General features: G+C 29.5%; 20 protein-coding genes, 1 pseudogene and 1 riboswitch. Of the genes and pseudogenes, 16 read left to right on the plus strand and 5 right to left on the minus strand.

Going from position 1 to position 23,232, the window contains the following annotated elements; all coding sequences use genetic code 11:
• Window positions 1-73: 73 nt before the first annotated feature.
• Window positions 74-191, plus strand: a riboswitch (SAM riboswitch).
• A 137-nt stretch (window positions 192-328) separates the two neighbouring features.
• A complete protein-coding gene (locus L1S46_RS18000; RefSeq protein WP_238900624.1) occupies window positions 329-1,477 on the plus strand; it encodes a PLP-dependent aspartate aminotransferase family protein in 1,149 nt (382 codons plus the stop codon).
• 34 nt (window positions 1,478-1,511) lie between these two features.
• Complete coding sequence (locus tag L1S46_RS18005) at window positions 1,512-2,648, plus strand: PLP-dependent aspartate aminotransferase family protein (protein WP_077854378.1); 1,137 nt, start codon at window positions 1,512-1,514, stop codon at window positions 2,646-2,648.
• Between the two features lie 185 nt (window positions 2,649-2,833).
• Here L1S46_RS18005 and L1S46_RS18010 read toward each other — a convergent pair whose 3' ends face one another.
• Window positions 2,834-3,319: a MarR family transcriptional regulator gene (locus tag L1S46_RS18010; RefSeq protein ID WP_011967593.1), complete on the minus strand. Its 486-nt coding sequence runs from the start codon at window positions 3,317-3,319 to the stop codon at window positions 2,834-2,836.
• 349 nt (window positions 3,320-3,668) lie between these two features.
• Between L1S46_RS18010 and L1S46_RS18015 the strand changes: the two genes are divergently transcribed.
• The 11 genes and pseudogenes from L1S46_RS18015 to L1S46_RS18065 form a co-directional block, all read left to right on the plus strand.
• Entirely contained in the window at window positions 3,669-5,078 is a 1,410-nt protein-coding gene (locus L1S46_RS18015; RefSeq protein ID WP_238900625.1) for a PTS mannitol transporter subunit IICB, read from the plus strand.
• Between the two features lie 537 nt (window positions 5,079-5,615).
• Window positions 5,616-7,667 (plus strand): PRD domain-containing protein, encoded by a 2,052-nt coding sequence (locus L1S46_RS18020; protein WP_238900626.1) that lies wholly within the window; start codon window positions 5,616-5,618, stop codon window positions 7,665-7,667.
• Window positions 7,667-8,107: a PTS sugar transporter subunit IIA gene (locus L1S46_RS18025; protein ID WP_011967596.1), complete on the plus strand. Its 441-nt coding sequence runs from the start codon at window positions 7,667-7,669 to the stop codon at window positions 8,105-8,107. Before L1S46_RS18020 ends, L1S46_RS18025 begins: the two co-directional genes overlap by 1 nt.
• A 1-nt stretch (window position 8,108) precedes the next feature.
• A complete protein-coding gene (locus L1S46_RS18030; protein ID WP_011967597.1) occupies window positions 8,109-9,254 on the plus strand; it encodes a mannitol-1-phosphate 5-dehydrogenase in 1,146 nt (381 codons plus the stop codon).
• Window positions 9,255-9,918: 664 nt separating this feature from the next.
• Window positions 9,919-11,745 (plus strand): glutamine--fructose-6-phosphate transaminase (isomerizing), encoded by a 1,827-nt coding sequence (gene glmS, locus L1S46_RS18035; protein WP_026886609.1) that lies wholly within the window; start codon window positions 9,919-9,921, stop codon window positions 11,743-11,745.
• A 537-nt stretch (window positions 11,746-12,282) separates the two neighbouring features.
• Entirely contained in the window at window positions 12,283-14,262 is a 1,980-nt protein-coding gene (locus L1S46_RS18040; protein ID WP_238900627.1) for an HD domain-containing protein, read from the plus strand.
• Between the two features lie 34 nt (window positions 14,263-14,296).
• Window positions 14,297-14,545 carry a hypothetical protein gene (locus tag L1S46_RS18045; RefSeq protein ID WP_238900628.1) on the plus strand — a complete coding sequence of 83 codons (249 nt, stop codon included), beginning with the start codon at window positions 14,297-14,299 and terminating at the stop codon, window positions 14,543-14,545.
• A gap of 488 nt (window positions 14,546-15,033) precedes the next feature.
• A complete protein-coding gene (locus tag L1S46_RS18050; RefSeq protein ID WP_238900629.1) occupies window positions 15,034-15,318 on the plus strand; it encodes a hypothetical protein in 285 nt (94 codons plus the stop codon).
• A 464-nt stretch (window positions 15,319-15,782) separates the two neighbouring features.
• A complete protein-coding gene (locus L1S46_RS18055) occupies window positions 15,783-16,697 on the plus strand; it encodes a bacteriophage abortive infection AbiH family protein (protein ID WP_238900630.1) in 915 nt (304 codons plus the stop codon).
• Between the two features lie 12 nt (window positions 16,698-16,709).
• The gene (locus L1S46_RS18060) at window positions 16,710-16,940 is read left to right on the plus strand and encodes a hypothetical protein (RefSeq protein WP_238900631.1); all 231 of its coding nucleotides are present in this window, start codon (window positions 16,710-16,712) and stop codon (window positions 16,938-16,940) included.
• 511 nt (window positions 16,941-17,451) lie between these two features.
• Window positions 17,452-17,547 (plus strand): annotated as a pseudogene (locus L1S46_RS18065) (flavodoxin family protein); the annotation flags it as partial.
• A 214-nt stretch (window positions 17,548-17,761) separates the two neighbouring features.
• Here the strand turns inward: L1S46_RS18065 and L1S46_RS18070 are convergent.
• The 4 genes from L1S46_RS18070 to L1S46_RS18085 form a co-directional block, all read right to left on the minus strand.
• Window positions 17,762-19,087, minus strand: coding sequence for a CynX/NimT family MFS transporter (locus tag L1S46_RS18070; protein ID WP_238900632.1), 1,326 nt, complete (start codon window positions 19,085-19,087; stop codon window positions 17,762-17,764).
• 32 nt (window positions 19,088-19,119) lie between these two features.
• A complete protein-coding gene (locus L1S46_RS18075) occupies window positions 19,120-19,515 on the minus strand; it encodes a metal-dependent transcriptional regulator (protein WP_238900633.1) in 396 nt (131 codons plus the stop codon).
• An 81-nt stretch (window positions 19,516-19,596) separates the two neighbouring features.
• Entirely contained in the window at window positions 19,597-19,848 is a 252-nt protein-coding gene (locus L1S46_RS18080; RefSeq protein ID WP_238900634.1) for a hypothetical protein, read from the minus strand.
• A gap of 389 nt (window positions 19,849-20,237) precedes the next feature.
• Entirely contained in the window at window positions 20,238-20,711 is a 474-nt protein-coding gene (locus L1S46_RS18085) for a MarR family winged helix-turn-helix transcriptional regulator (RefSeq protein WP_077830008.1), read from the minus strand.
• Between the two features lie 277 nt (window positions 20,712-20,988).
• On the opposite strand from L1S46_RS18085, the gene L1S46_RS26390 reads away from it, so the two are divergent.
• From L1S46_RS26390 to L1S46_RS18100, 3 genes are all read left to right on the plus strand, one after another.
• Window positions 20,989-21,456, plus strand: coding sequence for a methyl-accepting chemotaxis protein (locus L1S46_RS26390; RefSeq protein ID WP_275299024.1), 468 nt, complete (start codon window positions 20,989-20,991; stop codon window positions 21,454-21,456).
• 466 nt (window positions 21,457-21,922) lie between these two features.
• Window positions 21,923-22,348: a hypothetical protein gene (locus L1S46_RS18095; protein ID WP_238900635.1), complete on the plus strand. Its 426-nt coding sequence runs from the start codon at window positions 21,923-21,925 to the stop codon at window positions 22,346-22,348.
• A 63-nt stretch (window positions 22,349-22,411) separates the two neighbouring features.
• Complete coding sequence (locus L1S46_RS18100; protein ID WP_238900636.1) at window positions 22,412-23,209, plus strand: hypothetical protein; 798 nt, start codon at window positions 22,412-22,414, stop codon at window positions 23,207-23,209.
• Window positions 23,210-23,232: the final 23 nt, after the last annotated feature.

Consider the following 23,232-nt stretch of genomic DNA (forward strand, 5'->3'; position numbering starts at 1 on the left):
TTACTAATAATTGTTGACAAGTTTCTGTAACTATGTATAATTAGTATTAACAAAAAAATATCTGGATAAGTTAATCTTATTAAGAGCGGTGGAGGGACTGGCCCTTTGAAGCCCGGCAACCTGAAAGATTTTATATATAAATTTTTTCGTTGGTGCTAAATCCTGCAAGAGAATATCTTGAAAAATGAGAGGAATTAAGTTTCGGTAGAACTTATAATATGACTACAAAGTCACTTCTTGTTTTTGAAGTGGCTTTTTTTATTAATATTATCTCTGGTATTAGCAATAAGTAATGCATTAAGCAAGACAAATTTAAGGAGGCAAAATAATGACTTTAAAAAAATCTTTTGAAACAATTGCAGTCAGTGGAGTATCAGGTGGAGATAAAGAAACAGGTGCTATAAGTTTTCCAATATATCAGTCTGCCACATTTAAACATCATGGCCTTAATAATAGCACAGGATATGATTATGCAAGAGCTCAAAATCCAACTAGAGAAGAAGCTGAAAAAACATTAGCTGTTTTAGAAGGCGGAAAATCAGCGATAGGGTTTTCTTCAGGAGTTGCAGCAATTACAGCCTGTATACATTTATTTAAGTCTGGAGATCATATAATCTTATCTGATGATTTATATGGTGGGACATATAGATTGTTTGATGATATTTTTAGGGATTTTGGATTAGAGGCTACCTTTGTTGATACTACAATTACTAAAAATATATTGAATTCTATAAAAGAAAATACAAAGGCAATACTTATAGAAACTCCATCTAACCCTATGATGAAAGTAACAGATATAAAAGCAGTTGCAGAAATAACAAAAGCAAATAATTTACTGTTAATTGTGGATAATACTTTCTTAACTCCGTACTATCAAAGACCACTAGAACTAGGAGCAGATTTAGTAGTTCACAGTGGAACAAAGTTTTTAGGTGGGCATCATGATTTACTTGCAGGGTTCATAGTGGCAAATGATGAAGAAATATTAGAAAAATTAAGAAGAATTCACATGTCAACAGGAGCGACCTTATCTCCCTTTGATTCATGGTTAATTTTAAGGGGTATAAAGACTTTACATATAAGGTTGGAAAGGTCACAAGAGAATACAATTAAGATAGCTAAGTTTTTAGAAGGTAATCCTAAAGTAGAAAAGGTGTATTACGTGGGTCTAGAAGGTTTTGAAGGCTATGAATTAAATAAGAAACAATCGACAGGTTTTGGGGCAACATTATCGTTTAGAGTAAAAGAAAAAGAATTAGTTGCCAAGATTTTAGAAAGAGTTAAAGTAATAAGATTTGCAGAGAGCTTAGGGGGAGTGGAGACACTAATAACATATCCATTTACTCAAACACATTCAGAGATACCGGAAGAAATTAAGCAAAGACTTGGAGTAGATGAGTATCTACTTAGGCTATCAGTAGGAATAGAAAATGTAGAAGATTTGTTAAATGATCTAGAAAGTGCTATAGGAAAATAGAATTTATAATAAAAAATAGAATGGGGCGTTAAATATGAATTTTGGAACTAAATTAATACATGCAAGTGGGGATATAGATCCTACAACAGGGTCAGTAAGCACTCCAATATATCAGACATCAACATTTCACCAATTTGATATAGAGAATTTCGGGAAATATGACTATGCAAGATCGGGTAATCCAACTAGAGATGTAGTAGAGAAATTAATTGCAGAACTTGAAGGTGGTGAGTGCGGATTTGCATTTGCATCAGGAATGGCAGCTATTTGCTCAGTATTATCGATATTCTCTGCAGGAGATCATATTATAATATGTGGAGATGTATATGGGGGAACATATAGAGCTACTACAAAATTATTCTCAAGATTCAATATAGAATTCACTTTTGTAGATGCATCAAATATTGAAGAGATAGAAAAAGCATTTAAAGAAAATACTAAAGGGCTTTATTTAGAGACACCTTCAAATCCTCTGCTAAAAGTTATAGATTTAAGAACAGCTAGCAAATTAGCTAAAGAAAATGGGGCAATAACTATAGTGGATAATACATTTATGTCACCATACCTGCAAAGACCTATTGAGCTAGGAGCGGATATTGTTGTTCACAGTGCAACTAAGTTTCTTGGAGGACATAGCGATGTTATAGCAGGTCTTGTTGTAACTAAAACAAAGGAATTAGGAGATAGAGTTTATCAAATACAAAATACTTTTGGGGCAGTACTTGGACCACAAGACTCGTGGCTTTTGGTTAGAGGTATCAAAACATTAAAAGTTAGACTAGATGCACTTCAAAAAAGTGCTCAAAAGCTAGCAGAATGGCTTGAATCAAGAGAAGAAGTTGAAAAGGTATATTATCTTGGATTACCTTCTATGGAGGGAAGAGAACTACATTTAGAACAAGCCGATGGAGCAGGTGCTGTATTATCATTTAAATTCAAAACATTTGAAAGAACAAAAATATTTTTAAATAATGTAAAGAATGTAGCGGTAGCTGTTAGCTTGGGTAGTGTTGAAACTATAGTTTCATATCCAGCTAAGATGAGTCATGCTTCAATTCCAAAAGAAGAAAGAGAAGAGCTTGGAATAACAGATACATTGATAAGAGTATCCGTAGGGTTAGAAGATATAGATGATTTAATAGAGTCATTTAGAGAAGCAATGGAGAAATAAAAAATTACAGAGATAAGTTATATATAAAAGTTGATGAAAAAGGGTGATTTATATAATCATCCTTTTTTAATGCTTCTGATTAGAGGAATAATTCGATTAAATTTGGTGAAATGAAAGAAATAGAATTAATCGAGATATTATAATTTAAAAAATATCCTTTATGTAAGCAAGTGATTAGGTAAGTGTTATTTTAATTTTTTTAATATATTTATAAGGTTTATTATGGAATCATCTAACGTAATTACTTCATCATCAGAAAGAGAAGAAATTTTTTCAGCGAAAGAGCTACAGATGGCATTACGAAGAGAATTCAGTAAATCATAAGCTTTTGGTGTTAGTTCAACTCTAAGAATCCTTCTATCATTAGGATCTGGATATCTATTAACTAATTCATAATTAATAAGGTTGTCTATAATTGGAGTCATATTAGATTTTGATATACCTATATTATCTGCTATTTGAGAAATAGGAGATGAATTACTGTGAAAAAGATAGAATATAACTCTGGCGTGTGAAGGAGGAATAGAAAAATCAGAGCAGCATTGTTTATTATTTTCATGTAATGATTGAAAAATTTTAGATATATCTTGTACTTTGAATATATTACTTTGAATAATCCATAAAAAGTTAATTAAGGAATCTGCAACTTTAAATAAATTTTCTTTTTCCATATTAAAACAAATCCTTCCTGAGGTGGTATATTAGTAAATTATAAACTATTGATAAATTGAAGACAATAGATAAGGATTATTGTAATATTTAATATACTTAATAGGTTAAAAACACTTACTAAGTATATTTTTTTGTTTTGTAAAGATAATAAAAGTATGCTTTCTTTTCGATCATTTTAGGCTATAACCATGTATTTTCAACAGTTTAACATTAACTTTAAATTTGTCATTGAAAACGTAACTCAAATTTGAAGTTGTTTAAATTGAAAAGGTATTCTTCATAGTTTAAGATAGTAAATGAAAGAACTAATAATAAATTATATAAATAAAAATAGATGGAGGTTTTATTATGGAAACTAACAAATCGTCTCTTAAAGGAAGCGTGCAAAGATTAGGTAGTTTTTTAAGCGGTATGGTATTACCTAACATTGGTGCATTTATTGCTTGGGGTTTAATTACAGCTTTATTCATTCCAACAGGATGGATTCCAAATGAATATTTCGGTAAAATGGTAGGCCCTATGTTAAGTTACTTATTACCATTACTTATTGGATATACAGGTGGTAAGATGGTATATGGTCAAAGAGGAGCAGTAGTTGGTGCAATAGCAACAACAGGAGTTGTAATTGGTGCTTCTATCCCAATGTTCTTAGGAGCAATGATCATGGGACCATTCGGTGGATTTGTAATTAAAAAAGTTGACCAATTCCTAGAAGGAAAAGTTCCAACAGGTTTTGAAATGCTTGTTAATAACTTCTCATCTGGAATTTTTGGAGGAATCGTAGCACTTATAGGTTATACTTGTATTGAACCAGTAGTTACAGCTTTTTCAAACACATTAGGAAGTTTAGCTACTATAGTTACAAATATGGGACTTTTACCTCTAATAGATATATTCATTGAACCAGCTAAAGTATTATTCTTGAATAATGCAATTAATCATGGAATATTATCTCCACTTGGAATACAACAAGCACAAGAAGTTGGTAAGTCAATATTCTTCTTACTTGAAGCAAATCCAGGTCCAGGTCTTGGTATACTTTTAGCTTACACTTTCTATGGTAAAGGAAATGCAAAACAATCAGCTCCAGGAGCTATAATAATTCACTTCCTTGGAGGAATACATGAAATATATTTCCCTTACATTTTAATGAAACCAGCATTAATATTAGCAGCAATAGCTGGTGGAATATGTGCAGATTTAACTTTTGTATTAACTCATGCTGGACTTGCAGCACCAGCTTCACCAGGTAGTATATTTGCAGTACTTGCTATGACACCAAAAGGTAGTTATGCATCTGTTTTAGCAGGAGTTGCTGTAGGTGCAATCGTATCGTTCCTAGTTGGTTCAATAATTCTTAAGGCATCAAAAGACAATGGAGATGAAGAAAGCCTTGATGAAGCTCAAGCTAAGATGAAAGATATGAAAGCAGAAAGTAAAGGCGCAAAAGCTTCAGAAACTGCAGTTAATGTATCAAAAGCTGATGTTAAATTAATAGTTTTTGCTTGTGACGCAGGTATGGGATCTTCTGCAATGGGAGAATCTATTCTTAAAAAAGCATTAAAAGATGCTGGAATTACTGATGTTGGAGTTAAGCATTCATCAGTTGATAGCATTCCACAAGAAGCAGATGTTGTATTCACTCAAGAAAACTTAGTTGAAAGAGCAAGAAAATCAGCTAGAACTGCTAATATAATTACAGTTAAAAACTTCTTAGATCGTTCTAAGTATGATGAGTTTATTAACACATTAAAATAATAAAATACTATTAACTAGAGTAGATTTTAGTAATATAACTTACAGGCATTGGTAAACGGACTGATTTACCAATGCCATTTTTTAATTTGATAAATATTAGAGATGAGAGTGGATGAAGTCAAACTTTAAATTTGTCATTAGAAATGTATCACAGTTTTGAACTTGTTTGAATTGAAAGGATGTTTCATATAGAGTAATATATATATTGAAAGAAGCAATAATTTATAGTAATTAAATAGGAGGTTTTATTATATAAAACTTTATTTAGACAAAGTGACTTCCAGCTTGAACTTTGGATAAACTGGTAGATCTGATGATAACGTTTATGATACAACGGGTTATTAACTTTAAATTAGCAGTTTTATTTAAGATGTGTGTATTGGATCTTCTTTAATAGGAAAATCTATTTTTAAAAGAATTTAAGAAATTCAAAATCTAATGACATCTGAAGATTCTACTTCAAGTTAAAATTAATTGTTATAGATATGATCAGTCTATCAATATATACAAAATAATAGATAAATCAGGTGAGATATTATGAATAATTTAACGCCTAGACAACAATTCATATTAAGTACAGTATTAAATGAAGGAACTTTTAATATAAAACGGCTTCATAAAGATCTTGACATAAGTGAGAGAACTATTTTAAGAGAACTTTCTTCTATTAATAAAAGATTAAAGAAGAATAGTATAACTATATTTAATGACGAAAATATGAATTTAAGTATTTCAGGTAATAAAGAAAATATAGAGGAGATAAAGAAATCATTAGATATGGTTCCGATTCCTTGGCTATTAAGTAAAGAACAGAGACAAATAGTTATCATATGTGAACTATTAGTTAGTAATGAGCCACTAAAAGCTTCGTACTTTTGTCATAAGTTCAATGTTGTAATGGGGAGTATAAGCCTTGATATAGACAACATTGAAGAAAGGCTAATATCTAAGAATTTATGTGTGATTAGAAAGCGTAGCTATGGGATAAGTATTCAAGGATCAGAGTGGAACAAGAGAAATGCATTAGTGGAGTTATTCTTTGATTTTAAACCTTTTGAAGATTTAATAGCTTTTCTTTATGATGAAAAAGTTGATCCGATAGTTAAAACTTTGTTTAACATTGTTTTTGGGAATGAAGCTATCCAATTAGTAAAGGATATATTAAAAGATATAGATTTTGACTATCTTAAAGGAAATGATGTCAAATACTTTAGTTTATTTATCCAAGTATTGCTATCTATAAAAAAGACAAAAAATGGAGAAATTATATATTTACCTCAAGAGATTAAAAATAGTATATTATCTTTAGAGGAATATAGAAAAATACAATATTTAGGTAACCTATTACAAAAGAATAATATAGATATATGTGAAGATGAACTTGTTTACCTATGTTTATATTTAAGTGATTACAAGTACTTTTTTAACAACAAGCATCTTATAGAATCAGATATTAACTATGAGAACATTGCTAAAGAAGTTACAGAGGAAATATCAAAAAAGATATATGTTGATATTACTAAGGATGAGCAGCTAATAAGGGATTTGACTCAACATTTTAAACAAACATTTTATATGTTGAATTTAGGATTAAAAGTTATAAATCCTTTGATTAATGAAATAAAGGAACATTATTCAGAGTTATATAAAATTATAAAAAATACTTGCAGATTAATATTCTCTAGGTACAATTTTAAGATTCCTCCAGAAGAGGTTGGATATATAACAATGCATATTGCTGTTGCAGTACAAAAGCAACAGGCGATGTCAAAGAATATAAAAGCACTTGTTTTATGTCCAAGTGGCATAGGTACTGCAAGAATACTTTGTAGTAAAGTAAAGTCGATATTTAATGAAATCAATGTTATTGATGTAGTATCCTTACATGACATTAATAGTATAATTGATAAAAATAAATATGATTTGATCCTATCCACTGTTCCTGTAAACTTGAAAACAAAACATAACCTGATTGTTGTTTCTCACTTTATGACTGAAGTGGATATAGAGAATATAAGTAATTTTATTTCTAACTTTAAAGCTAGTAATAATGAAAGAGAACTAGAATTATTTGCTCAAACAAAAGATAATACAGTGACAAATCACGAATATGAATTAGCCAATACGATGGTTAAGAATTTTCAGCTAAAAAAATCAGATAGTGATTCATTTATTAATCTAATAAATTATATAGTAGATGATATTCACAAGATTGATATTGGAACAGATAAAGAAGTAATAAGGGATCTTATATTTAAGAGAGAGGAAAATGGAAATGTTGTAATTCCGGGAACTCATGTAGCCCTTATACACACAAGAAGTGATACAATAACTGCTCCATTTGTAGGAGTGTATAGAATAAATAAACCTTTATCTATGAAGAGTATAGGATTTTCCACAGAAGATGTAGATACCTTTATAGTAATGTTTGCAAGAAATACTGAAAGTAATTATATACTTAAGATTCTTGGAAAAATAAGTGTTTCATTAATAGAAAAGAAAGAATTTGTTGAAATGCTAAGACTAAGTAACACTATAGATATTAGAGATTATTTAATTAATATTATAAATAACGAGGAGGAAGACTAATGGAAAAAGGAATTTTAGTAAAAGAAGGAATAGTATTAAATGTTGCGTCAGAATCTAAGGACAAGGCGATAGAAAGAGTTGGTAAACTTTTAATTAATGGGGGATACGTTAAAGACAATTATATAGAGGGAATGAAAGCTAGAGAAGAAGAAGTTACAACTTACATGGGAAATGGTGTTGCTATTCCTCATGGTATGAATGAATACAAGAAAGAAATACTTGAAACAGGAATAGTTATAGCTCAATATCCTAATGGTGTAGATTTTGGTGAAGGCAATACTGCTTATATAGTAATAGGAATAGCAGGAAAAGGCGATGAACATATGGAGATATTATCAAAGATAGCTTTAACTATTCAATATGAAGAAAATGTTGAAAGACTTAGAAAAGCAAAGACACCAGAAGAAATAATGGAGATTATAGAAGAAGGAGAAATGTAATATGAAAGCAATTCAATTCGGTGCAGGAAACATAGGAAGAGGATTCATAGGTGCATTACTTTCAAAAGCAGGATATCACGTAGTATTTGCTGATGTAAATAAAGAAGTAATTGATAAAATCAATGAAGATAAAAAATACACAATACATGTAATGGATGTAAATTGTGAAGAAATAGTAGTTGAAAACATAAGCGGAGTTATTTCTATAAACGATGAAATTTTAGATGAAATAAAAGAAGCTGAAATTATAACAACAGCAGTAGGTCTTGTTGTATTACCAAGAATAGCTCCAACAATAGCTAAAGGAATACAACTTAGAAAAGAAGCAGGAATCAAAACACCATTAAATATAATTGCATGTGAAAATGCAATAAAAGCAAGTTCTCAATTAAAAGCAGAAGTTGAAAAATGCCTAAGCGAAGAAGAAAAAGCTTATTTAGAAGAATTTGTTGGATTCCCAGATTGCTCTGTAGATAGAATTGTTCCACCAGTTAAGAGTGAAAATATTCTAGATGTAGTAGTTGAAAAATTCTATGAATGGAATGTTGAAGAAAAAGCATTCAAAGGAAGTATTCCAGCAATTGAGGGAATGAATTTAGCAGATAATTTAATGGCTTATATAGAAAGAAAGCTATTCACATTAAATACTGGTCATGCAATTACAGCATATATAGGAAATTTAAAAGGTTATGGAACAATAGATGAAAGTATAGCTGATGAAAAAATATATAATGTTGTTAAGAAAGCAATGACAGAAAGTGGAATGGGCTTAGTAGAAAAGCATAAATTTGATAAAGAAGCTCACTTCAAATATATAGATAAGATTATTGGAAGATTCAAAAATCCTTACTTAAAAGATGATGTATCAAGAGTTGGAAGAGAGCCACTTAGAAAATTAAGTGATAGTGATAGATTAATAAAACCATTAATGACTGCTAGAGGATTTGACTTAAGCGTTGACAATTTATTACTAGGAGTAGGTGCAGCATTACACTACAATAATCAAGAAGATACACAAAGTGTAAAACTACAAGAATTAATAAAAGAAAAGGGCGTAAAAGGAGCTATAGCAGAAGTTGCTAATATCGATGATAATGACTTATTAGAAAAGATAGAAAAGGCATATAATGACGTTTTAGCAATATAGAAAGCTCATTTAAGGTGGATAATTATCCACCTTAAATATTTTATTAATAATTTTTAGTGATTTAACATATTAATAATTAATTATCTGAAGATGATTTTGTAACCAAAAAGTAATAATAAAATATATATATAAATATAGACAATTGAAAATAATATGATAAAATAGTCAAAGAGGCATAAATAAAGAAAACAGAGGTGATGAATGGAGAAGAAAGAAATTCTTAAAATCAATAAAAAGCGCCAGGACTAAGTGGAATTTAGTTGAAAGTGAATTTTTACAGGGTTGGTTTTTATAAAAGGAATTTAGTTAATAGTAAGCTTTGATATAAGTTACGCGAATAGCTAATGAAATCTTTTTAAAGGAAACTCGACTCACGTTCGTTCGCTGAGTAAATTCAACTATCCAAATCGAAGATTTGGAGTTTCATTTACGTCGACGAGGTTGGGGAGTATCGAAACTTCGGCGGGTGCCCCACGGTATCGCACTACCGTAAACGACTGGTAAAACTGTGAAGTGATTCACAGGACAAATTCAGTCTGGTGTTAAAACCTTTGTTTTAATTTTAATTTCTAGGATTACTATGCCCTTTTATAATTGTGCTAGGAATGAAGTTAAAAGAAGAATTAAAATTAAATATTATATGAAAAAAGAGAGGAAGATAAATATGTGCGGAATAGTTGGATATTTTGGAAGTAAATCAGCAAAATCTTTTTTAGTAGATGGATTATCAAAGTTGGAGTATAGAGGTTATGATTCAGCAGGTATTGCAGTTGTTAATGATGGTAAGGTAAGCATCGAAAAGCATAAAGGTCGTCTTACTAACTTAACTGATAATTTAGGACAAGGCAAAGCTGAAGGAACACTTGGTATCGGTCATACTAGATGGGCAACTCATGGAGAACCATCAGATATTAATTCACATCCACACCAAAGTTCAAAGGGAGATATTACTGTAGTTCATAACGGAATTATAGAAAACTATCTAGAACTTAGACAATGGCTTAAAGGAGAAGGATACGAATTTGTATCTCAAACAGATACTGAAGTAATACCAAATTTGATTCACTACTATTATGAAGGAGATCTTTTTAAAGCAGTAGTTAAAGCTACTGAAAGACTAGAAGGAAGTTATGCATTAGGTGTAGTAACTGGAGCAGAACCAGACAAGCTAATTGCAGTAAGAAAAGATAGTCCACTAATTGTTGGTTTAGGACAAGATGAAACATTTATTGCTTCAGATATTCCAGCGATAATAAGCTATACAAGAGATATCTATCTTTTAGAAGATAGAGAATTTGTTGTTATAGGCAAAGATGGCGCTAAAATTTTAAGCGCTGATGGAAGTGAAATAAAGAAAGATGTTTTCAAAGTAACTTGGAATGAAGATGCTGCTGAAAAAGGTGGATATGATTCATTCATGTTAAAGGAAATCAACGAACAACCAAAAGCTATTAGAGATACAATGGCATCAAGATTATCAATGAGCCATGATATCACTTTTGGAGACTTTAAGTTATCAAAAGAGGATCTTAATAATATAGATAGAATATTTATAGTAGCTTGTGGAACTGCATATAATGCAGGACTTATGGGAAGAGTAGCAATTGAAAAATTAGCAAGAATTCCAGTTGAAGTTGATATAGCATCAGAATTTAGATATAAAGACCCATTAGTAACTAATAAATCCCTTGTAATAACATTAAGCCAATCAGGAGAAACTGCTGATACATTAGCGGTTCTTAGAGATTGTAAGAAAGCTGGAGCTAAAACTTTAGCTATAACAAATGTTGTGGGAAGTACAATTTCTAGAGAAGCTGACGACGTACTATATACAATGGCAGGGCCAGAAATAGCAGTAGCTTCTACTAAAGCATATACAACACAAGTTGTTGTTATGTATATGATGGCAATGTATTTCAGTGAATTAAAGGGATTAATGACTAAGGAATTAGAAAAAGAATTAAAAGAAGCATTATTATTAGTACCTGAAAAAGTTCAAGTAATTTTAGATAAAGCAAGTGAAGTAGAAGAAATTGCAAATCTTTTAACTGATGAAACAGATGTATTCTATTTAGGTAGAGGTGCTGACTATGCATTATCTATAGAAGCATCATTAAAGCTTAAAGAAATTTCATATATCCATTCAGAAGCATATGCTGGTGGAGAATTAAAACATGGAACAATTGCTTTAATTGAAGAAGGAACTAAAGTAATAGCATTATTAACTCAAAAATCATTAAGAGAAAAAATGGTAAGTAATATAGTTGAAGTTAAAGCTAGAGGAGCAGAAGTAATTGCAATTGCTTACGAAAATGATGTATTAGATGAATCAATTTTCGATAAAGTAATTAGAATTCCAGAACTTCTTAACTTAGTTTCACCAATAGTTGCTGTAGTTGCATTACAACTTTTAGCTTACTATACAGCTAGAAATAAAGGTTGTGATATAGACAAGCCAAGAAACTTAGCTAAATCAGTAACAGTAGAATAATTGATAATTTAAAAATGTGGTAATTGTAGATTTATAACAAAGTTTGATCATTTAATAAAGTTGTATTAAAAGTAATAATAATGGTAATGCTTAACACTAATTTTAGTATTACCATTTAAATTAATTATATAAGGAAATTCATAAAAGACTAGACATTTTAAGTAAAATTAATGTCTAGCCTTTTGTTTATTTGGAGGTAAAGTTAGTGGCAAAAAGGAAAAGATCAAAAGATATTGAGAAATTAATTAGGGAAGGTTACTGAAATAATAGTATGTATATTATTATAGAAATATGATAATATATATTAAATATAAATAATAATTAAGTATTCTAAACTAAATAGAAAAGCTATATGGTCTATGCAGTGTAACTCTATGATATAAATTCAATCTAATTAAAATAGTGAAATTTTGCTATACTACTACTTACTATATAAGAAAAGGTGTTAAATGAAATTATTTACATAAGGGGTGTAATGTGGTAATATACTGTTTATAAATATTTTTTATAAACAGTATATAGTGGGGATGATGGACTATGATTAACAATAAAATAATTTATATGTCAGATACTGTACATGGAACTATACAAATTAGTGAAATAGAAAAAAGAATTATTTCAACACCCATTTTTAACAGATTACATAATATATCACAAAATTCAACTGCATATTTGACTTTTTCTACTAATAGAACTAAAAGGTTTGAGCATTCCATTGGTACAATGTATTTAGCAAGTAAAATGTTTTTTTCAAGTATCGCAAATGCAGAAAAGGATATATTAGCAAAGTTTTTTCATCAATTACATAATGAAATGGATACACTTATTGATAGAATTTTAGAAGAGCGTTTGTATAAGCATGAAATCGGAAATAGAAATTTGAAGAAAATTACATTAAAAGATTATAATAATTTTATAATACCGAATAATATGAAAAACATATTGATTCCATGTAATATAATACAAGAAAATGAATTTTTATATCTTGTAGTGATGCAGTCAGTTAGATTAAGTGCATTATTACATGATGTTGGACATCCGCCATTTAGTCATATAGCAGAATATGCGCTCAAATCTGTGTGGATTAAAATTAATGATAAAAAAGTTGATGATAGAAATGAAAATGAAATTAGATATTATAATATTTTAGAAAAGTATTTTGAAAATAATGGAGAATTACATGAACAAATAGGAAATAGTCTTACAGAAAGAGTTCTAGAAACGTTAATGGAGGCTATGCCTAAAAATAAACAAGATGACAAGGATGTTCTATCCAATCAGATGTTTTTAATAATGGTCAAGGAAGTAACAAGTTCTATTTTAAATGAAAAAAGTTTGATTTTTAAAAATATACATAAATTAATTGATGGATCACTTGACTGTGATAGATTAGATTATGTTACAAGAGATGTCTTAAATTCAGGATTTAATAAAGGGATAATTGAATATGAAAGATTAATATCATCAATGAAATTAATTGAAAATGCCAATGGAGATTTTATTTTTTCACCTCACATGAAAGTACTCAACAATGTTGAAGATTTTTTTGAGAGAAGATGGGATTTATATAAGCAAATAATCTTTCATCATAGAGTAATAAAAACAGATTATTTATTAAATAATTGTATACAAGAATTGATATGCCGATATTTAGAGAATAATCAAGGACCATCTGAAATGAAAAATAATATATTGCCATATGATATATCTGGATTGTGGTTAGCCGTACAAGGAGATCCATGTGATGATGTATTTTTTAATCAACTAATACAATGGGATGATAGTTGGTTAATGGTAGTATTAAAAAAAGAGTTTTTATCTATAGATGAAAAGGATGAAAATTTAAAAATATTGAGAAGTAAATTAAAAGAATTATTAGCAAATGAAAAATATTATTATTCGGTGATAAAAAAGCCAGATGATTTTATTAATATAGAAAATGAAGTAATTAATTTGTTACAAGCAAATAAAGGTGAAATAGAAAAAGAGATTAAAGAAATGGAACAAAGTAAATCAATTTCAAATTCGAGTGACTCTAATAAGTCAATAGTAATAGATCCATTTCTTAATGATTTGAAAAAAATGATAAGTTGTATTGACCATGCTGATTTTAGTCGTAAAGGCTTTATTCTACCAAAAATAAAAAATTTGATTTTTAGTAATTATTTATCTGAGGAAGAATTCGATAATATAGTAAGGAGTTCTGTAGAACAAGCAGTAAGTGAATATGGTGATATTGAACATGGAATAGTAGAATTCAAAAATATAAAATTAGGAGTGCAGGAAGGATTATCTTTATATTCTTCTGATGGAAGCCTTAAACCATTTAAGAAAGTATCTAATATAGCGCCTTTGCTGATGTTTAGAAAAGAATTCTTACCTCCGTTCTATATATATATTTCTAAAATTGATACAGATATATCTATTAATTATGATAAGTTTAAAAAGGTAATTGGCGAAAATATAGCAAATTCAGTATATAAAAAATTGAAAGAATTATTTTTGGAATATAAATAATTTAAATATAATATAATAAATAGGGGTGTCGAAAATGTGCACAAAGAATATAACAATTAGTTCAAAGAATATGAATTTCATTATTACGAATACTATTTTATCTATGCAGGATTTCTTTACATTTGATCAGGTCATAGACAGATTAAGAGAATATTCTATAGATAATGAAAAAGTTATAAAAAAGTCTATTGCACGATTAAGAGATAATGATTATTTAGAAGAAGATGGCTCATACTATAGAGTATTGGATAGCAGAGAATCTAATAGATGGGGAATATTTTAGAGATTGGGATTATTAGTTAAAAATATAATTGATTGTAATTAAATTCTATTATAGAAACTAATATAAGTTAAAGCAGAAAGGATAGTATTTTGATCAAACTTTGTTCAAAATACTATTCTTTTATTTTATGGAAAATAGGAGTTGTAAGCATTACGTTGATTAAAGTTCATTATAGACTTAATAGTACAATCCTAATAAAAGTCTTAATTATGTAAAAATAAAATAGCTTTGGTTAAACTTTATTATAAACCTACACTGGAAGTGTTAAGGTAACGGAATATAAATGGACAGCATATAAAGAATCCAATATTGTTAATAATGGAAAGTTAAGGCTATTTATTAGGGTGAAAGTTAGTTGATTCAACAACTCCACTAGATTCAGATACCAATATAGATATATGGTTTTTAAACGATAGCAATTTAAGTAAAGTATAGGCACAGGAAAGTACATCTTATCCGATAAAACTGTAATCAATGTTGATGATTCCGTGAAATTTACTGGAGATAATAAATCAGCATATATTGTTATAGCTGGAGAGGTTGCAAATTCAAATTTTACATCAAAATCTAGTGGATTGGTAAAATCAGAAAGTGAAAATAAATGGTATTATGTTGATAATACAGAAACTAAAACTGGAAGGACAACAGTAAATGGAAGGAGTTATTACTTAGATAATAATGGAGTTATGCTCCATGATGCGTATGTTGATGGTTATTATCTAGATTCAGATGGAGGTACTCACAATTTTGAAGAGTACATCTTGATATTTTAATTAAAAATATATAAAATATTAATAGAAGCTTAGCTTCACTTCATATAGCTAAAAGCTATAACAGTGCATTATATTTTTAATGCTTCATAGCCACTCAAAATCTTTGATTTTGTGACAACAGTTAAATAATTGTGAAATTAAAAATAACGTTTATTTAATTGGAAAATAAAAATAAGATTTTGGGAGGTGGAGATTATGAAATATGGATTTAATTTAGGATATTTTTTATTTACCCTATTACTTTTAGTATTTGGGACATGTTTTATTATAAATATTATTAAATAAAATTTACGATAAAAGAGATTTTTTTAACGAGAAGCTCTCTTTTATTTTTGTTTATAGAAAATTTAGATGTTAAATATTCTGTTATTTTTTATTATGATATTATTAGTAATACATATAGTGAAATATGTTATAATTTGTTAAATAAGATTATACGCAAATGAGAGGGGAATAGAAAGAACATGGACTTGTTTATAATAGGAAATGGATTTGATAGTGGGCATAGATTAAAAACGGCATATGGCAATTTTAGAGATTTTTTAGAGGAGACGGACAGTGCTTTTTTAAGGGATCTTGAATCATTATATGGTTTATCGGAAGATTGTAATCCCGAATATGCAAAAGATTATTTGTGGGCACAGTTCGAAAAACAATTACCTGAAATTGAAGAAGACTTTTTTGTTGAAAATGCAGCTTCTTTATATTTAGGTCTTGAAGAAGAATCAGGATTTGGAGAAACACTTGATAGTTATTATGGAAATAGTTTTAATTTTATTGAAAAGCTCAATGACTATGTATTAGAATGGGTTGAGCAAATTGATATAAATACAGATAAAAAGACGGATAAGATAGTAGAAAATACATTTGATTTATTTCTGACATTCAATTATACATTAGTGCTAGAAGAGGTTTATGGTATCAGAAATCAAAATATACTACATATCCATGGAACGGTTGATGGTTCTAATTACTTTCCTATTATGGGACATGGAGACACAAATAAACTTGATGAAACTAAAAAGAATGTGATAGAGAGTGAAAGAGAGTTTGATGAAAAGAGAAATAGTATATACAAGGCTATAGAGAATTACTATAAAAATACGTTTAAAAATGTTGAAGAGATTATGGCGAAGAATCAAGATTTCTTTAAGAGGATGAATGCAGTCAGATACGTATATGTTGTAGGTCATTCATTTGGTGACGTTGACATGCCTTATTTTGAAGCTGTTAAGAATAATACAAAAGAAAATGTTATCTGGAATGTTTATTATTTTAAAGATTGTGAACATGATATTTTTAAGAAGAAAGTTTTATCGCTTGGAGTTAAAGAAGAAAATCTTTATATGATAAGAACATATGAATTTTATAATATTTAGGGAGTAGAATTAATGAGTTATAAAGAATTTGAAGATTTACAATTTGAAGAAAGACTAGATCTTTCTCCATACTTAATTCATTTAACTAGAAATACTAAAAAAGTTGATAATTATTCTGCTTTAAATAATCTAGTGAGTATATTGCAACTTGGATGCATTTGGGGAAGTGTAAATGAAGGATATATAAAAGGGTGTAATAAAGCCAGCTGTTTTATGGATGCACCTTTTCCATCGTTAAAATAATTTTAAAATCATCTAACACATGCTTATAAATGGCTTAACTTAATTAAATTAAGATACTTTTTGATCAAACTTTATTATAAAAATAAGTATAAGCCCAAATAAAGAGAATGATATTTTGATCAAACTTTATTACAAACCTACATATATTGAGCATGAAGAACTCAGGTCTAATCCTGAATCTTCATGCTTCTTTTATTTTTGCAATTAATTATAGTAAAAAATATCTAGTGGGATCAAGATTGAAGATGTTTCGTATAAGGGAAGGGGGATAGGAATAAAAGTAGTAAGAGCAGTAGACAAAATTAATCTTTATTCAGCATTCCTACATATCCATTTTTAAAATAAGATCTAAATAAATAAGCCATTTTCTCTGAATCAGGAGTGCATTTTGACTTTAACCACCAACCCCAATAGTACCGATTAAAGCTTTAATGGTAAATAGGAACTAGATTTATATAAAAGTGAATAATTGATTAAATATGTTGATGATATTTTTTACGTATTTGATTAGGAGTTGGAGGATTGCATCCACTACTGTGGAAATGAGGCTGATATGTTTAATGAGTTATCTTTAAGATCATTTAAAGATGGGGAAAATTTGGTTTAATAAAATACATTTTAGAAGTTTAACTTTTGTGTCTAAGATATTCACATAACACCATCATGCAGGAAGAGAATTTGCCATATAGTCAGCTGTCATAATAATGTGATTGCTAGCTGTAGTGGAAAAAAGGTGGTTTTCATATCAAAACCACCTTTTTGGATGTTATTTTTAAATTAGAAACAGTTTACTGCATTAATCTAGATTATAGATAGAAGATCTAGATGGTGGCTTTATTGCTAGTATTTTTACTAACATAAAGATTGCGCGATGCGCCTAGACCGGCAAATAAGCATAATCCGGCAGCACCGATTAAGATAATAAGTGGCAACGTCCAGTTGTTAACCGCATCATGCAGAAAACCAAAAAGCATCGGCCCGAAAGCAGCGAGTAAGTAGCCTCCTGATTGAGCCATACCGGATAGTCTTGCTGCCTCGTCTGCATTTCTTGTACGAGAGCTGAAAAATATAAGAGCTAAGCAAAAAGTAAGAGCTCCGCCAATACCTAATATAATCATCCATAGTGCTGTAAGCTCTGTTTCTCCGAGGAATATTCCCAAAAGCCCTACCAAAACACATAGGGAAGCAGTGATAACTAATGGACGTTGATTAGCCTTACGCCCAGCAAGTACAGAACCAACAAACGATGTAGGAAGAGATACCAGTTGGTAAAGGGAGAGCATCCATCCTGCTTTGCTTGAATCCATACCTTGATGCACTAAAATAGCTGGTAACCACGCAATCATGCAATAGAGTAGCATAGACTGTAATCCCATATATACTGTCACTTGCCATGCTAAAGGAGATTTCCAGAGATTAATCTTATTAATACTAGTACTATTTGCCTTAACGATCTCCATTTCATCTTTTTTTTCGTGGACGTCTTTGGCTTTTGTTCTAATGCCACTATGAACCGTTCTTTGAACAATAGATAGTCTTTGTTTTCTTCGTATAATTTGAGGTATCCAGAGGACAATGGATAAGAAACTAAGTGAAGCCCAAATGCTTAAGGCTACTCCCCATCCTACTCCTGATTCTGAAGCAACGGGGACACTGATACCGGATGCTATAGCGCCAAAAAGGCCCATAGAAGCAGTATAGATACCCGTCATTACACCGATCCGCTCAGGAAATTCATGTTTTATTAAGCTGGGAATCAGCACATTACCTACAGAAATGGATAATCCAATGATTACTGTACCAAGAAACAGTCCTAAATCTCCAAACAACGAACGTAATATAATTCCCAAAGTCAGGAAAATAAGTGACCAAAAAAGCACTAACTTAGTGCCAAATTTTCGCGCCAAATTTGGAGCGAAAGGTGAAAATCCTGCAAAAGCGAATAACGGAAGTGTTGTAATCATACCCGCTAATGTATTTGAAATATGTAAGCTTCTACGAATTTCATCGATCAACGGGCCAACTGCTGTTAAAGGTGCACGCAAATTCGCTGCAGTAAATGTAATTCCAATTATCAGTATTATTTGTATGGATCTTCTTGAATGTGGATGTGGGTTTTGTGTGTGTTCATTACGTAATTGATTCATTTATATAGTTTCTCCTTAAAATTATCATATGTTTATACTTGATTTAAATATTTTTTTAGAGCAAAAGTAGCTTCATCACTGATAATATGCTCAATTTTGCAGGCATCTTTACTTGCTGTTTGCTCATTAACATTGCAATAGGCAATTAAGAATTGTTTTATTAGCTGAAACTTAGCTATAATTATTTGGCCTTGTTTACGTCCTTCATCAGTGAGATGTATTTTTCCACCTAAGGGCTTAACAACTAATCCGGCCTCTTGCAAGATAGCCACAGTATTATTAATACTTGGCTTTGAAAATCCTAAATAAGCAGCAAGGTCAATCGAACGTACCGATTGTGTTTTTTCAGATAACTTATATATGGCTTTTAAATATTCTTCTTTTGAAGGACTAAGTTTTTTCTGCGAATAACGCCTATTTTGATACATCACTGATCCTCCTTGCATTAATTAGATTAAAGCGTATTGGTGGCATACACTTTGGTATAATTCCTCATTTGTCTTATTTTTTTAGAGCCCATCAAATTTATTGTTTTCCAATTTGCTATTGGAAAGATTCGTTGGTGTAAATATCGGACATTCATATGGATAAGAACCAAAGAGAACGCATGAGGATAAAGAAGTATAGATAGCCCATAAACTCATTTCAGCAGTCCATAAACCTCTTTCATCAGCATCAAGTGTTTTAGTTTTATGCTTTCTCTTACTTACTTTACTATTATCAAAACTCAGAAATGACTTTAATAATTTTTTCTTTTTCATACTATTTCCTCCTAACTTAATTGTGATGAAAAAGCGTATAGCATACATACACATGTATAAAGTTTTAATTGAAAAACTTAATTTTGCTTATTATGAATGAGAAAAATTTCAATTCACGTTTGGAGGCATTTTGTGGTTCATATCCAACTATATTTGACACAATAGAATGGTAGTTCACATAGTTAATATGAGTTTCTTGCTTTGATTATAGATAAATGGTGTATGGTTGCCATATGCCTGGGGATAATTGTTTATATATTCACTTACATATTTTACTATTATCAGAAGTCATATCTGACCTCTGATAATTTTCTCTTTTTGATATTAGCATTTTCTAGCTTAAATTATAATGAAAATTAACATAGCAGCTATACACTTGCGTAAAGTATTTATTCATCAAAGTTTTCATTAAAAGATTTAACTTTGTTTATCATAGACGATAAAAAGTTTGACAAAAATTCTAATTCATATTCGGAAGCATTTTCTAGCTCATCTTCAAACATACTGTTTAAAATAGAATGATAGTACATATGGTTACTATGAGCTTTTTTACCTTTTTCACTCAGGCTCAGCGAATATCTAGATAAATTAAGATTATCAATTTCCTTTACAACCAGAGCCTTTCTCTCTAGCTTTTTGAGGATTTCGGAAACAGACCCTTTTGTTACTCCTAGAATATCTGCTAATCCACCAACATGAATACCAGGATGTTCAGCAATGGCCTTTATTATATGAATTTCAGAGTGAAAAATCGGCACATCAGTTCCGAAATAGCGCGTCTTTTTATCAAGATCGATTAAGGAAAATGCTAAATCAAGAGAATCATATGCAATTTTATGTTTGTTATTTATATATCTATCCATGTCAATAGTATATGGCTGCCATACACTTTTGTCAAGTGACTGTTGAATTAATATTTCTTATATCGTAACAAAATGATATATAGTAGGCTAAAGGATAAAAAAGCCACTTTTGCAAAAAAGGCAAAAATGTGGCTGTGACATCATTTCTATAAATATTAAGCATGCATAAGTTCGTGTAAGTAAATTTCATGCATGCTTATATTTATATATTAATAGAAATTTAATATAAGTTTATATATCAGCAATTACTCTGCAAGAAATTCCAGAAAAACCACTCATGTTTGGAGGAAAAGTATATACCGTAAAAGATTTTTATGGAGAAACTGAGGCAAAAGAATGCATTGAAACTATATCTAATTTGCTAAATGAAGTGAGAGGAAATATAAGTTTCTCAGAGGAAGTAGCTAACAGAGGAGATGAAGTGAATAGTTTTATTGAAACTTTTGAAGAACTTTTAGCTCATACAAAATTTATAGAAAATATATCTTCTGAGATAAATAATGTTGCATCTAGAACTAATTTGCTGGCACTTAATGCATCAATAGAAGCTGCAAGAGCAGGTGATGCTGGAAGAGGATTTTCGGTAGTGGCAGATGAAGTTAAAAAGCTTTCTATTGGCACAAAAGAATTGGTTTTAAGTATGAATGATATACTGAAAAAGATGTATTGTTTAACTGAGGATGCAAATGATGAAATAGATATTATAGTTAGTAAATTTAATGAATTGAAAAAAATAACATATTAATCAGTGTATAAAAAAAGTATTCTGATAGGACTTTATTCCAAACCTACATATAGAGCATGAAGAAATCAGGTCTAATTCTGAATCTTCATGCTTCTTTCACTTTTGCAATCAATTATAGGAAGCATAATATGGAGATGATAAGTTATAGATTTTAAAAAGGTTCCATCAGATTGAAAGAATCTGAATTAAAATTAAAAATTAAACAATATTATATGTGGTAAAATATTTAAACTTATGTTGGAAAATTGGATATTATTTTAATTTTACGGAGATAGTTGCTGATTATTAGCATAAAACGGTTGTTTTTTAGAATAAAAAGAATATTTTCGAGAATTTAAATTCAATACTTTGAAATTTACATTTTATGTAGAAATCTGTACGTTTAGAGAAAATGCTATTTAATTAATTACAATATTGTGAGAATATGTAATTGTAAATAATCTACAATTAAAGGGGGAGAATAACCATGAAAAAAAACTTAATAGCTAAAATCACTCTAGGAGCTTTACTATGCGCTAGCATTATACCAGCAGCAGCTAGCTCACACTACAAAACTTTGAAATTAAATAGCTCAAATGCAATACTTCAACCACATCAACAAGCAACAGATATGGGATATCGTGTAAAAAATCATGATGATAAAGAGGTAGCAATTTTAGCAAAGAGCATGCAAAACACAACAAAAGTTGATATGCGTGCGTTAGATGCTAATAAAAATGTTGTTTTAGATTGGAAAAAGATTGATACTTATGCATATTGGCAAAACTGGAGCATTGATCCTGTTGATGGGACAGTAATCCAAAAAGGATCTTCAATAGATATGCAACTTCGTGACCATTATGATCATAAGAATACTAGTTATATTACTGATGGAGAACTAGACTATCAATAAACAATTTAATTGTGAAAAGAGAGCTTAAAAGCTCTCTTTTCACAATCAAATGGGAGGAAAAAAATGAAGAATGAATTAAAAATGGAGTTTAGCAAATGTTTAAATAGTAAGAAGTTTAAATATTGTTTTTCTATTTTATTTGGGTTAACAATTTTATCATATGCAATGTTATTTAAACAAACATTTCAGCGCAATTCATTACAATTGGGAAAGACGACAGATTACAGTATGATAATTAGCTCTAGTGATATAAGAACTATATTTTTAACATTTGTATTAATTGCTCCGTTAATATGTACCTTAATGTATAGTGATTCTTTTATAGAGCAGAGAGAGAATAACATGTATTCAATTTTTTTTATGAGAGCAGGTAAGAAAAAATATATATTAGCCAAAGCAATTACAATATGTACAGTTACATTTGTTTCTATATTTTTTATACTTGGATTTAATGAGATATTAACATGGATATCAATACCTGATGTAGGTATCAATAATGGACAACCTGCATATTTAATAATTCAAAATAATAAATCAGAGTATTTTTTACAAGATATTTATGATAGATTTCCGCACTTATATAATTTTATTATTATTATTATTACCGCATTATTTTGTTCAATATCCTCATTAATAGCATTTAATTTATCAATGATATTTAAAATAAATAAAATAATAATGGTTATTATAACATTTTTAATAGTTAATGGGACTGAAATGTTTTTGCCTGATGATTATCAAATGCAAATGTATATTCAAACTTGGCCAGCTGAGTTCAAAAAATTTTTAATTGTATTATCTATTTGGCTGCTACTAACAGCGATTACCTTTGTAATAGGAATAAAGAAAGAAATTATTTAGTTATAAAAAGAAAGGAAAGCATA

Source organism: Clostridium sp. YIM B02500, assembly GCF_022324665.1.
GTDB lineage: Bacteria > Bacillota > Clostridia > Clostridiales > Clostridiaceae > Clostridium > Clostridium beijerinckii.

Excerpts from the sequence above, each read along its gene's own strand:
- L1S46_RS18000 (WP_238900624.1), top strand. The coding sequence starts at position 329 with ATGACTTTAAAAAAATCTTTTGAAACAATTGCAGTCAGTGGAGTATCA.
- L1S46_RS18005 (WP_077854378.1), top strand. The coding sequence starts at position 1,512 with ATGAATTTTGGAACTAAATTAATACATGCAAGTGGGGATATAGATCCT.
- L1S46_RS18010 (WP_011967593.1), bottom strand. The coding sequence starts at position 3,319 with ATGGAAAAAGAAAATTTATTTAAAGTTGCAGATTCCTTAATTAACTTT.
- L1S46_RS18015 (WP_238900625.1), top strand. The coding sequence starts at position 3,669 with ATGGAAACTAACAAATCGTCTCTTAAAGGAAGCGTGCAAAGATTAGGT.
- L1S46_RS18020 (WP_238900626.1), top strand. The coding sequence starts at position 5,616 with ATGAATAATTTAACGCCTAGACAACAATTCATATTAAGTACAGTATTA.
- L1S46_RS18025 (WP_011967596.1), top strand. The coding sequence starts at position 7,667 with ATGGAAAAAGGAATTTTAGTAAAAGAAGGAATAGTATTAAATGTTGCG.
- L1S46_RS18030 (WP_011967597.1), top strand. The coding sequence starts at position 8,109 with ATGAAAGCAATTCAATTCGGTGCAGGAAACATAGGAAGAGGATTCATA.
- glmS (WP_026886609.1), top strand. The coding sequence starts at position 9,919 with ATGTGCGGAATAGTTGGATATTTTGGAAGTAAATCAGCAAAATCTTTT.
- L1S46_RS18040 (WP_238900627.1), top strand. The coding sequence starts at position 12,283 with ATGATTAACAATAAAATAATTTATATGTCAGATACTGTACATGGAACT.
- L1S46_RS18045 (WP_238900628.1), top strand. The coding sequence starts at position 14,297 with ATGTGCACAAAGAATATAACAATTAGTTCAAAGAATATGAATTTCATT.
- L1S46_RS18055 (WP_238900630.1), top strand. The coding sequence starts at position 15,783 with ATGGACTTGTTTATAATAGGAAATGGATTTGATAGTGGGCATAGATTA.
- L1S46_RS18060 (WP_238900631.1), top strand. The coding sequence starts at position 16,710 with ATGAGTTATAAAGAATTTGAAGATTTACAATTTGAAGAAAGACTAGAT.
- L1S46_RS18070 (WP_238900632.1), bottom strand. The coding sequence starts at position 19,087 with ATGAATCAATTACGTAATGAACACACACAAAACCCACATCCACATTCA.
- L1S46_RS18075 (WP_238900633.1), bottom strand. The coding sequence starts at position 19,515 with ATGTATCAAAATAGGCGTTATTCGCAGAAAAAACTTAGTCCTTCAAAA.
- L1S46_RS18080 (WP_238900634.1), bottom strand. The coding sequence starts at position 19,848 with ATGAAAAAGAAAAAATTATTAAAGTCATTTCTGAGTTTTGATAATAGT.
- L1S46_RS18085 (WP_077830008.1), bottom strand. The coding sequence starts at position 20,711 with ATGGATAGATATATAAATAACAAACATAAAATTGCATATGATTCTCTT.
- L1S46_RS26390 (WP_275299024.1), top strand. The coding sequence starts at position 20,989 with ATGTTTGGAGGAAAAGTATATACCGTAAAAGATTTTTATGGAGAAACT.
- L1S46_RS18095 (WP_238900635.1), top strand. The coding sequence starts at position 21,923 with ATGAAAAAAAACTTAATAGCTAAAATCACTCTAGGAGCTTTACTATGC.
- L1S46_RS18100 (WP_238900636.1), top strand. The coding sequence starts at position 22,412 with ATGAAGAATGAATTAAAAATGGAGTTTAGCAAATGTTTAAATAGTAAG.